This is a genomic window from bacterium (assembly GCA_035703895.1).
GTDB lineage: Bacteria > Sysuimicrobiota > Sysuimicrobiia > Sysuimicrobiales > Segetimicrobiaceae > Segetimicrobium.
This window is the reverse complement of the sequence record DASSXJ010000106.1, coordinates 1-11,408: the sequence shown is the minus strand read 5'-3', so window position 1 is coordinate 11,408 and position 11,408 is coordinate 1. Positions and strand designations below refer to the sequence as shown.

General features: G+C 64.0%; 12 protein-coding genes. 6 read left to right on the top strand and 6 right to left on the bottom strand.

All coding sequences use genetic code 11. From position 1 onward, the window contains the following. On the top strand, nucleotides 1-606 hold a 606-nt coding region (locus VFP86_07305; protein ID HET8999436.1), incomplete at its 5' end, for an alkylmercury lyase family protein. Here the strand turns inward: VFP86_07305 and VFP86_07300 are convergent. Next, nucleotides 603-1,931, bottom strand: a complete 1,329-nt coding sequence (locus tag VFP86_07300) for an FAD-binding oxidoreductase (protein ID HET8999435.1) — start codon at nucleotides 1,929-1,931, stop codon at nucleotides 603-605. The two genes, VFP86_07305 and VFP86_07300, sit on opposite strands and share 4 nt — an antisense overlap. Before the next feature lie 14 nt (nucleotides 1,932-1,945). Further along, nucleotides 1,946-3,013, bottom strand: a complete 1,068-nt coding sequence (locus VFP86_07295) for a homocysteine S-methyltransferase family protein (protein ID HET8999434.1) — start codon at nucleotides 3,011-3,013, stop codon at nucleotides 1,946-1,948. Nucleotides 3,014-3,142: 129 nt separating this feature from the next. Here VFP86_07295 and VFP86_07290 point away from each other — a divergent pair, with 129 nt between their 5' ends. From VFP86_07290 to VFP86_07280, 3 genes are read left to right on the top strand one after another with little or no spacing between them, the layout of a single operon-like run. Beyond that, complete coding sequence (locus tag VFP86_07290; GenBank protein ID HET8999433.1) at nucleotides 3,143-4,054, top strand: glycine betaine ABC transporter substrate-binding protein; 912 nt, start codon at nucleotides 3,143-3,145, stop codon at nucleotides 4,052-4,054. Between the two features lie 35 nt (nucleotides 4,055-4,089). Next, nucleotides 4,090-5,517: an MmgE/PrpD family protein gene (locus tag VFP86_07285; protein ID HET8999432.1), complete on the top strand. Its 1,428-nt coding sequence runs from the start codon at nucleotides 4,090-4,092 to the stop codon at nucleotides 5,515-5,517. Beyond that, nucleotides 5,517-6,071 carry an HdeD family acid-resistance protein gene (locus VFP86_07280; GenBank protein ID HET8999431.1) on the top strand — a complete coding sequence of 185 codons (555 nt, stop codon included), beginning with the start codon at nucleotides 5,517-5,519 and terminating at the stop codon, nucleotides 6,069-6,071. The genes VFP86_07285 and VFP86_07280 overlap by 1 nt, the downstream gene beginning before the upstream one ends. Here the strand turns inward: VFP86_07280 and VFP86_07275 are convergent. Continuing rightward, the gene (locus VFP86_07275; protein ID HET8999430.1) at nucleotides 6,068-6,592 is read right to left on the bottom strand and encodes a hypothetical protein; all 525 of its coding nucleotides are present in this window, start codon (nucleotides 6,590-6,592) and stop codon (nucleotides 6,068-6,070) included. The genes VFP86_07280 and VFP86_07275 overlap by 4 nt on opposite strands. Nucleotides 6,593-6,756: 164 nt before the next feature. Beyond that, a complete protein-coding gene (locus tag VFP86_07270; protein HET8999429.1) occupies nucleotides 6,757-6,897 on the bottom strand; it encodes a hypothetical protein in 141 nt (46 codons plus the stop codon). Between the two features lie 1,455 nt (nucleotides 6,898-8,352). On the opposite strand from VFP86_07270, the gene VFP86_07265 reads away from it, so the two are divergent. Then, nucleotides 8,353-9,474, top strand: a complete 1,122-nt coding sequence (locus tag VFP86_07265; protein ID HET8999428.1) for a thioredoxin family protein — start codon at nucleotides 8,353-8,355, stop codon at nucleotides 9,472-9,474. Between the two features lie 61 nt (nucleotides 9,475-9,535). Beyond that, nucleotides 9,536-10,567: an alpha/beta hydrolase gene (locus VFP86_07260; GenBank protein ID HET8999427.1), complete on the top strand. Its 1,032-nt coding sequence runs from the start codon at nucleotides 9,536-9,538 to the stop codon at nucleotides 10,565-10,567. Between the two features lie 315 nt (nucleotides 10,568-10,882). Here VFP86_07260 and VFP86_07255 read toward each other — a convergent pair whose 3' ends face one another. Beyond that, nucleotides 10,883-11,116 carry a DUF167 domain-containing protein gene (locus VFP86_07255; protein ID HET8999426.1) on the bottom strand — a complete coding sequence of 78 codons (234 nt, stop codon included), beginning with the start codon at nucleotides 11,114-11,116 and terminating at the stop codon, nucleotides 10,883-10,885. Nucleotides 11,117-11,136: 20 nt separating this feature from the next. Further along, a partial coding sequence (locus tag VFP86_07250; protein ID HET8999425.1) for a hypothetical protein occupies nucleotides 11,137-11,408 on the bottom strand: 272 nt, incomplete at its 5' end.

Genomic DNA, 11,408 nt, shown 5'->3' with positions numbered 1-11,408 from the left:
GGCGTGACCAAGCAGGAAGCGCAGGTCCAAGTCGCCGTCCTCAAGCGGTTGCTCCGCGGGGAGCCGGTGGATCCCGCCTCGCTCAGCGCGGCGACCGGCTTCACGGAAACGGTTGTGGGCGCGGCGCTCGCCACCCTGCATGCGGCGGGCGCCCTCTACCTGGCCGACGGGATGGTGATGGCCGCGTATCCGCTTTCTGCGGTCCCCACCCGGCACCGTCTGCGGATCGGCAGATCGCTGATCTATGCGAACTGCGCGGTCGATGCGCTCGCCGTTTCGTGCATGGCGGATGGGCGTGTCGATATCGAGTCGGAGTGCGCGGCATGCGGGAAGGCCATCACGATCCAGATGATCGGCGAGCACATCCTTGCCTCCCATCCGGAGGCCCCGGTGCTGTTCCACGTTGCGCGGGGCCGTCACGAGGCCGGCCCCGCCGTGCTCACCCGCTGTCCGCAGATCAACTTCTTTTGCAGCGCAGAGCATGCCGAACGGTGGCGGGCGGCGCACCCAGAGTTGGAAGGAGCGGTCCTGACCTTGCCCCAGGGCGTCGCTCGCGCGAGGGAAATCTTTGACCGCGTGATCAGTTCGGTCGGAGGCGCCCGCTAACTCCAGGGAAACGGGCTCTTTGAGACCGGGTGCAGCTTCCCTTCCGCGTAGCGGGAGAAACGGAACGGTTCGAGGATGGCGCTGGGCTCGCCGCGGATCTCTTTGGCGACGAGCTCACCGATCCCGATCATCTTGTAGCCGTGGTTGCTGTCGGCGATCACGTAGCAGTTTTGCCGGAATACGTCGAACACGGGAAAGTTGTCCGGCGTGAACGCGCCGAGGCCGCCGGAGGGCTCCCGCTTATAGAGCGGATACTTCCCTTCGAAGCGTTTCTGGCAAAATGCCAGCGCTGAACACCACATCCGCGCGAATTCGTCTCCCACCACAAACTCGGGGGAGGCGGGGCCGTAGGGATCGACCTTGACGTCATCACCCTCCACCGCGTAGGGGGCGGATCCCCCCTGCACGCCGTCGAACATGAAGTCGGGCTTGTAGTAGAGTCCCCATAGCTCGCCGGTGATGAGCGAGCCGTCGACGTCGGAGTAGAGCGGCGCGTCGGTGTCGACGTGGATGACCGGCGGCATCCGGCCGTCGTTTGTCTTTTGATAGCTCGGATCCACGCCGAGTGTACCTTCCTGCAGGCACATGTAGCGCCACATCTGCACGTGGTGATGTGCCGTCCCCTTTGCGACGACGGTGATCGCGGGCGGCAGGTCGAGCATCGTCCAGATCGACTTGATCCAGGGGCCGGCGCCGACGACGACGTACTCGGTCCGGACGACGCCCCGGTCGGTCTCGACCGCGGCGATCGCGCCCCCGGAGTCCCGAAAGCCGGTGACCCTGATCCCGGGCTCGATGCGGACGCCTTCGGCCAGTGCCTTGCGCGCCAGACCGCGCATCGACACCTTGTTGTTGGCGTAGCCCCCTTTCTTCTCGTGGAGCACCGAGGTGATGCCCTTGGCCCGCCAGTCGTGAAAGATCCCTTGCATATACGACTGGCAGTCGGATGCGCCCTCGATGAACTCGGAGGGGTAGCCGATCGCCCTCTGCTGTGCGTAGATCGATGCGACGCCCTCGTGCATGACCTCCGGGCTGATCTGCATGTAGCCGACCGGGTGGTAGCTGTACGCGTCCGGATCGCGCTCCCACACCGAGACGCTGTGGGCCATCAGCGCGCGCATCGCGGGCTGGAAATAGTTGTTCCGGATGACGCCGCAGGCGATCCCGGACGCGCCGGCGGCGATCCCCGTCTTGTCCACCACGAGGATGTCGGCGCCGCCGCCCTTCCCGCGGGCCCGGAGTTCCAGCGCCAGATGATACGCGGTGCTCAAGCCGTGCACGCCGGCCCCGATGATCAGGTACTTGGTCTGAGACGGGAGCGCCACGTGCTCGGTCCGAGTTACAGCCTGCTCGTGTAGTCGCGGTTGTGCGGTTTGAGCCGGGGATCGGTGCCGAAGGCGTAGTGCTTCGACATGTCCGGCGAGTACCGGCTGGCCTCCGGCCTGCGGCCCAGGGCTTCGGCCATCGATCGCACGTGGTGCGGCGCGCCGCCGCAACAGACGCCGATGTAGCGGACGTCCATCTCGTACGCCGCCCGGGCGAACGCCGCCATCTCGTAGCGGTTGCACAGGAACGGGTCGAGCGCCGTCGGGAACGGCCGGCCATCGGGGAGACAATCGCACGCCGGATCGCGGAGCGACTGAAACGTGGGGTGATCGGGAGTGGTCCGGTAGGGGACCGGCAGCGCGGCGACGGGACACGCGACGGCCCCGCGTATCTGCCGCAGAAGCGGCAGTATCGTCGCCGGGCCCCGCGCGCAGTTTACCCCGACAACGTCGGCGCCGGCCTGTTCGAGCCGGCGGGCGCTCTCCTCGAGCGGTATCCCGTCGCGCAACCCTTCGAGGTGGATCGTCAGCGTGACCACCGCGGGCAGGCCCACTCGCTTAATCGCGTCAAGCGCGAGCATCGCCTCGTCGTGATAGGAAAAGGTCTCGGCGATTACCATGTCCACGCCGGCCTCGGCCGCCCAGGCGACCTGCTCGTCGAACATCGCGCGAACCTCCGCGGCCACGGCGGCGTCGCCCGGCGCATACACCGTGGTGTTCGAGATATTGCCGGCGACGAGAGGGGGCTCCCCGTTCGCTTCCGCCGCGACCGCCTTGGCGACGCGGAGCGCGTCCTGCTGGAGCGCCTCGAGCTTGTCTTCCTTGCCGATCAATCGGAGCTTGGCGCGGTGGCCGTAGTAGGTGAAGGCTTCGACGACATCGCTACCCGCGCGGACGAACTCCCGGTGAAGCTGCGCGACCACGTCCGGATGGTCGAGCACGACCTCGGGCACGTACGCGCCGGCTTGGAGGTACCCTCGCCGTTCGAGCTCAAAGAGATACCCCTCAGCGCAGAGGACGGCGCTGCCACCGGCCAGCCGCTCGCGCAGGCTGCGCTTTCTTAGCCCTGCTCCGTTGCTCATGAGCGTTCCCTTTCGTCGGCGCGAGAGGCCTTCCTCTGGACACCAAAGGAGTCGGAGGGGATCCTGGGAGAACATACAAGATCCCCCGAAGCGATCAGGGCGTTGGGAGCGGGGAACGGGGAGGAGGGGATGATGCGAAAGGTCGGCCTCGTTGCAGGTGTGATACTTCTTGCGCTCATGCTGCTCGCGCCTGCGGTATCTCAGGTCTACGGACAGGGGACGGGAAAGCCCACCGTCAGCGTTGGCTCGAAGTCCTTTACCGAGCAGCTGATTGTCGGGAACATGGTCGCGCAGCTTCTTGAGTCGAAGGGGTATCCGGTCAACCGCAAGCTGGGATTGGCCAGCACCGCGATCGTCCATGCCGCGCTCCTCAAGGGGGACGTCGACGTGTACGTGGAGTACACAGGCACCGGTCTCGTGACGATCCTCAAGCAGCCGGTGATCGGGGACCCCCAGGCCGCCTACGACGCCGTCAAGAAGATGTACGCGGAGCAGTTCCATCTGATCTGGGCGAAGCCGTGGGGGTTCAACAACACCTACGCGCTTATGATGCGTCAGTCCGACGCGGAACGGTTGAAGATCAAGAGTATCTCCGATCTCCGGTCCCCCGCCAAAGACCTCATCCTCGGGTCGACCATAGAGTTCGCGTCGCGCCCCGACGGGATCCCGGGCCTCACCAAGCAGTACGGATTGGCCTTCAAGGACACGCGGGCCATGGACCCCGGCCTTGTGTACCAGGCGATCGCGTCGAGGCAGGTCGACATCATCTCAGGGTTCTCCACGGATGGCCGCGTCCCGCAGCTCAAACTGGCGGTGCTCCAAGACGACCAGAAGTTCTTCCCGCCATACTACGCCGCGCCGGTGCTGCGCGCGGATCTCGTCCAGAAATCCCCTATCATCCTCGAGGTCCTGAACCGGCTGGCCGGCAAAATTAACGACAGCACCATGGCCAAGCTAAACTTCGACGTCGACGGGAACCGGCGGTCGCCCGAAGAGGTGGCCGCGGAGTATCTCAAGGGCCTGCACCTCATCACCAAGTAACCGTTCCGCCCGACGCACCGGGAGGCGGCGCCGCCGTGGATCCGTACCTGCGAGGTCCCGACCTCAATCAGTCGCCGGCCGAGGCGACGGGACGGCTCGCGGCGTTTGCCGTCTCGCTTTCCTGGTCGGACGTCCCGGAGGCCGTCCGGCGGCGCACGAAGATCGCGCTGCTTGACGTCCTCGGGGCGGCGATCGCCGGCAGCCGCATGCCAATCGCCGGGATTGCCTCTGACATCGCGCCCAAGGTATGGGGCGGAGACGAGGCCAGCATCCTCCTCTCAGGCCGGCGGGCGAGCGCGGCCGGCGCCGCGTTTGCCAACGGCTGCCTTGCAAACGCGCTCGACATCGACGACGGGTACCGGCCAATCAAGGGGCACCCCGGGGCGGTCGTCTTCCCGGCGGCGCTCGCGGCTGCGGAGAGCCTCGGTCGAGACGGGGCGACACTGCTTGCGGCGGTGGTCGCCGGATACGAGGTGGCGATCCGGGCGGGGCTCGCGCTGCACGCGGTCTACGCCGACTATCATGGGTCCGGCTCGTGGGGCGCGCTGGGCGCCGCGGCGGCGGCGGGCAGGGTCCTCGGGCTTCCGGCGGAGCGGTTGACGCATGCGCTCGGCATCGCCGAGTACCACGGGCCCATGAGCCCGATCATGCGCTGCGTCGAGCATCCGGCGATGGTCAAGGACGGCATCGGGTGGGGCGCGATGGCCGGTCTCGGCGCGGCCCTGCTCGCCGGGTCCGGGTTCACCGGCATCCCCACCGTGCTCGACCTGCGCCCGGCGTTCCTGTCGGATCTGGGGCGCGAGTACAAGATCATGCAGCTGTACTTCAAGCCGCATGCCTGCTGCCGGTGGGCACAGCCCCCGATCGAAGGCGTCCGGCGCATCCTCGAGCGAATCCGCCTCGCTCCTGAGGTGGTTGAGAAAATCCGCATCCACACCTTCGAGGCGGCAATGCACTTGGGACCGGTATGGCCTCGGACGACCGAGGAAGCGCAGTACAGCCTGGCCTGGCCGGTGGCGGCCGCCCTGATCGACGGGCGTGTCGGTCCTGAGCAGGTCTCCGGTGCCCGCCTCGGGGATGCGCGCGTGCGGGCGCTCGCGTCCAAGGTGGAACCGGTGCTTTCGGCCGAGCTCGACGGGCGCTTCCCCGCGGAGGCGCTGTGCGAAGTCGAGATCCTGATGCGCGACGGGACCGTCCATCGGTCGGGGATCTGCGGGGCGAAGGGCGATCCGGCCGATCCGCTCACGGACGCGGCGCTCCGCCGCAAGTTTCACGACCTTGCCGATCCGGTTCTCGGGTTAGAGAGGGCTGTGCGCGTGGAGCAGTTGGTCGACGAGCTCGACCGGCTGGCAGGGATTGAGGATCTGCTCGCGCTTCTGCGGTTTCCGGTGACCCATCAACCACAGGTCACCGGGGCCCGCGATCGCCGGTACGGCATTCGTCGTGAGGGGGTGGGGAGATGATGGGGGTTCTGGCTCGGAACTGGTGGGCGCTTGCGCTGCGGGGCCTGCTCGCGATCGTGTTTGGCCTGTTGGCCTTTGCGCTGCCCAGCGTGACGCTCGCGGCCCTGGTGATTCTCTTCGGGGCCTACGCCCTGGTGGACGGGATCTTCGCGCTCGTCGCCGCGGTCCGCGCCGCGGAGGCGCACGAGCGGTGGTGGCTGTTCGTGCTCGAGGGGATCGCGGGGATCGCGGCCGGCGTCATCACGTTCATGTGGCCGGGGATCACCGCGCTGGCGCTGCTGTATCTCATCGCCTGGTGGGCGCTCATCACGGGCATCTTCGAGATCGCGGCCGCGATCCGGCTTCGCAAGGAAATCTCCGGGGAGTGGGTGCTGGCGCTCGGCGGCGTGGCCTCGGTGATCTTCGGGGTCCTCTTGCTGATGCGTCCGGGCGTCGGCGCGCTCGCGGTGATCTGGCTGATCGGCACCTACGCGCTGCTGTTCGGACTACTGCTGTTGATGCTGGGGTTCCGGCTCCGGGGACACTCCGGGCAGAAGCCTGCTCTGGCCCGTTAATGTCCTTTAGATGAGGTCTTTCGGCGGCGGGCCCGCGCTGCCGTCTGTTCCGCACCCGGCGCATCCGCCCTGAGGAGCGCCAGTCTGCCGGCGAGCTTGCCCTCCGATCCTTCCTCGACCTCTGCGCCGTGTGCCGCGTTCGCGTCGTTCGCCGAGGCATCGGTCAGGGTTCCGTGCCGTTCGATCTCGCGCCACAGGCTGGTCACGCGCTGCCGTAGGGTCCGCACCGACGCGTATGAGGGAGCCTCCCGGGGCGGGACGCCGGCGGGTTCTTGCGAGGGCACCGGCCTCTCGCCCTGCTGGTCCTGCGCGATACTGGCCTGGAGCTGCCGTCCGGCGGCAACCACCGCCACATGACAGACGATCATGTGCGGCGGAAGGCCGGCCACGCGCGCGGCGCGGCGGAAGTACTCGACCGCCCAGTCGGGCATCCCGAGGGCGCGGAGCTTTTGGACTGAACGATCGAACTCCTTGCGGCGCTTACGGCCGAGAGCGGTCTGGTTGCGGCGTTCGGTTCCCATGGGTATCCAGTATATGCCCGCAACCGCGCTTCCCTAGACCCCGTTCACCGCTGTCCTACGACGGGAGCTTCAGCCCACCAGAGGTAGGTCGTTCGAGCCACCTCGACTCCCGCGCCGCGGGGGAGGGAGAGGCCCTGCGCACTGGAGGACGTGCTCGAGCCCGTTCAGCCGGCGAGGGCTGCACTGAGCTGCGCGTCAGTGCCCATCAGGCCGATCCGCCAGATCCGTCCGCCCAATGCGCCAAATGATGTGGCGATCGCCACCCCGAACTCGTCCGGCAACTGCCGGCGCACGGGCTCGGGCAAATCATAAGATCTATGTGATCGTCGCCCTCGGGCTCGCCGCGTTAGGGGCAACTACGGCGGGGCAAACCACTAGCCCTGGCGACGCCGCGGCATATTTTAGACTTAATTATGAATTGCGCAACGTGGACCGGTGGAGCGGATTCGGAACCACGATCGGTCGCCGCCCCTGGGACTGAGAGAAAGTGGAGTGGGATACCAAATCGAGCTTTGGCGCGGTGCTGATCTTTGCCATGCCTGGGGCCGTATTCACTCTCCCTGCCGCCAGATGTTCCGATCCTTGACCGAATCGTAATACGAGAACGAAGAATACTGGGACCGTAAAGATCGGCTCCGTGGCGGTGACTGAGGACTGACCGCATGTTCGCCATTGTCTTTGCAGGGTAGGGAGCGCTAACTTGAAGATGGGGGTCCAGACCTGCCATCACGGTAAATGAGTACTCATGCACGCTCCCAATGACATGCTTCCAGGGACACTGGAGGCCTGCGCGTGACTTGCATCGGGAGGATACCGATGATAAGGCGCCTACTCGCCGCAATGTTGACCGCCAGCACGATCGCCATGAGTGTATTGCAGCCTGCACACGCACAGACCAATGCTTCGACCGATACCCATCCCTGTCCGCCGTGGAACTATTACAATACGGCGGAGGGACGGTGCGTCTCACCACCCGCCAGTCATTGAACCGTGGAACCTCGTGAACGCGGCCTATATAGGGACTGCACATAACCCATCCGTTCTGTACGGTTTGGGGGTCAAACCAAGGTCGGACTAGTGATCATGTGATAGACAGCGGCGAAGCGTGAATCAAACGCGTGTATAGCGAAAGTTTGTGCGTTCAGTATAAAGCAAAACTACGGAACGGGATCGCCGGACCCTGGCGCCCCAATCCGCAACAATGGCTGCCGCCGAATTACTTATTGCCATAGGGATTGGCTACCAGTTTAGGCTCAGTGGTTGATGTAAGCGTACACGAATTTGGTGAAAGGCGTAAAGATTCTGGAAAGGGAAACGGAACTCGAACCCGGCCCCCTCTGTTTGTGAATCTGTTGTCCGATGGCCTTGAGCACCAGCGCGGGATTCTTGCCGCCATGCTTCGTGAAGGACCTCGATCGTCTCACGGCTCAGCGAGGCTTGAAACTAAGGCCAGGTACAATAGGGCGTTGAAATGATTTATTAGCAATGAAACTACTACCAAATTCGCCCGATTCTGAGTTTGCAGGGATGGACTGAAGTGTGTTACTGGTGAAGTGCAATAATAGATGTAATAGCGATGCCGAAAAAATTTTGACGCCGCCCGCGCCCAGACGACGAGTGGCCGGAATGGCGGTTCCCAGAGCGACCATGGTCGCCTAGATGTTGAGTTGCTGGTCTCCTCGCACCGCGGGTACCAGGACCAACCCGAGGCGAAACATTCATCCACAACGAATCTCGTTCTTCCTCGAAGGAGATTGATCATGTCCGCAGTTTCGTCTACGCCCACCCGGCGCAGCTACCAGTTCTTGCTCGCCGCGATACTCGCAGGCGCAATGGGGGCTCCAATCATGACCTTAGCCGAGGACAAAAGCGTGGTGCACCAATTGATGCCCGCAGCGGTTCAATCCAGGCCCATACCCATTGAAGGTGAGTTGCCTTCTCTCCGCAGCGCGACCGAGTGGCTCAATTCGCGGCCCTTGACCCCGGCCGGGTTGCGCGGAAAAGTCGTCCTCGTCGAGTTCTGGACCTATACCTGCATCAATTGGCTACGCACACTTCCCTATGTCCGCGCGTGGGCCAAGAAATACAAGGATCAAGGATTGGTCGTGATCGGCGTGCACTCGCCTGAGTTCGCGTTTGAGAAAGACGTCGATAACGTCCGTCGAGCCGCGAAGAACTTGAGGGTCGATTATCCGATCGCGATCGATAGCGACCATGCGATATGGCGTGCCTTCAAGAACGAATATTGGCCGGCCCTCTATTTTGTCGATGCGCAGGGGCATATTCGACATCATCAATTCGGCGAGGGTGAATACGAGCAGTCGGAAATGATCATTCAACGATTGCTGGCCGAGGCCGGAATCGGCGGCACCGGGGATGAACTGGTTTCGGTCGATGCGCATGGTGCTGAGGTTGCCGCCGATTGGGGCAGCTTGAAGTCTCCGGAAAACTATCTCGGCTACGAACGCACCGAGAACTTCACGTCTCCCGGCAGTCCAGTATTAGACAAGCCTCGCGTCTATGCTGTCCCCGCGCGGTTGAGCCTCAATCAGTGGGCCCTGTCGGGTGATTGGACGGTGAAGAAACCAGTCATTGTGCTGAACAAGGCAAACGGACGGATCGCGTACCGCTTTCACGCCCGCGATCTTAATCTCGTCATGGGGCCGGCAGCGCGAGGAACTTCCGTGCGATTTCGCGTGCTCATCGATGGACAGCCGCCGCGCGCTGCTCACGGAATTGACGTTGATGACCAAGGCAACGGTACGATTAGCGAACAGCGGCTGTATCAGCTGATCCGACAACCGAAGCCCATCGCTGATCGACAGTTCGAGATCGAGTTTCTGGATTCCGGCGTGGAGGCGTTTGTACTCACGTTCGGCTGATCCACTCGTCCGTTCCACAACTAGGCGGACACGTCCGGCAAAAGGGGGGTAGGGGGGATCAATGTCTGGAGAATCCAAACAGGATCGCCGCCGTTTTTTGCTCAACACGGCCGTGACGATCGCGGCCGCCGAGGTCGGCATAATCGGCTTTGCGAATGCGCAATCCAGCAAGATGCCCCCCATTAAGCGGGGGACGCACACGTCGTTCGGCTCACTGAAGCAGATCGATGCCGGCCTTCTGAACGTTGGATACGCTGAAGCTGGCCCTGCCCATGGCCCTACGGTCATCCTTCTGCACGGGTGGCCCTACGACATTCACAGCTACGTCGATGCCGCCCCTTTGTTGGCATCGGCGGGCTACAGGGTGATCGTCCCGTATCAGCGCGGCTATGGCACGACGCGCTTTCTTTCCAGTGAAACGTTCCGCAACGGCCAGCAATCGGCATGCGCTCTCGATGTTATCGCTCTCATGGATGCGCTCAAGCTCCAGAAGGCGATCATCGCCGGTTTTGATATTGGCGCGCGGACGGCCGACGTCATGGCGGCGCTCTGGCCCGAGCGCTGCAGGGCGCTCGTCTCCGTGAGCGGCTATCTGATTACTAGTCTTAAAGCGAACTTGCAGCCGTTGCCGCCAAAAGCTGAATTGGGATGGTGGTACCAGTATTATTTTTCCACAGAACGCGGCAAGCTCGGCTACAATGAATACCGGCACGATTTTAACAAGCTGATCTGGAAGAACGTATCGCCGAAATGGGACTTCGATGATGCTACATTCGAGCGCACGGCAGCTTCCTTCAACAACCCGGATCACGTCGCGATCGTCATCCACAATTACCGCTGGCGGCTGAGCCTGGCGAAAGGCGAGCCACGATACGACGATCTGGAACAGAAACTTTTCAAGGGCCCCGTTATCACCGTACCGACGATCACTATCGCTAGTGATTTCGATGGGCCGGCCGCGGACGGCTCACCCTATCGGAAGAAATTCTCGGGCAAATATTCGCACCGAATCTTTAACGGCATCGGTCACAATGTGCCTCAGGAGGCTCCGCAGGCGTTTGCGAAGGCTGTCCTCGATGTCGCTGGTTATTGATCGGTGTAAGTTTGCGAGCGTCCTGCGGAAGGATGGTCGCAGACCTTCGGACGCGATGACGCCAAACAGAACTTGGGCCTGGGGTCGGATCAGAGTATTATCGTGTCGGTCGTTGATCGGAAGGGGCCCTGCGTAAGCTCACCGCCTGAGAGACGCACAACGTACGCGCCGAGATGTAACGCGCCGCGGTAGACGTCTATGGTCAGTACGCTGCAGGCACAGCTGCGATAATCGGGAGCCGGTGACGCGCCGGCGGAAAGCAGGTTCTGGGCGACGTCACCGTTCGCCACCACCCTTCGCCGCGATGCTTCGCCATCACCCGCTCCCCCCTTCGATCTCCACGACCTTCCGCCGAGCCGTGCGTCCCAGGAGGATGCGCACTCGTGAGCGCGGGACCCGGAAATACTCAGCCAAGGCCTCGATCACGGCCTGGTTGGCCTGCCCTTTGTGCGGCGCGGCGGTCACGGCGACGCGGAGCCCGCCGTCCTCGAGCGGCTCCACGCTCGCCCGCCGGGCGTTGGCGACGACATGCACGCGAATCTTGACCATCCCACCCGTCGAGGCGGCGCCTACGGGCGGGGTCCCCCGGCGTGCTCGGGGAGGGATCCTCCGGTGCCCAGATAGGGATCGATCCCCCGAAACCACCGCAGGAACCTCGCGCACGCCTCCACCGCGTACTCGAGCATCGCCCGCCCGCGCTCCGGGGTTCCGAGCCCGGGGTCCGACAGGCTGCCCGTCTCCGGGGGCGCCACGTCCTCCATGTCGAGGGGCACCGCGACCCGCATGCCCTCCACTCTGATGGCGCCGAGCCCGTCGGTGGGGCAGCCGAAGACCTTGCGGC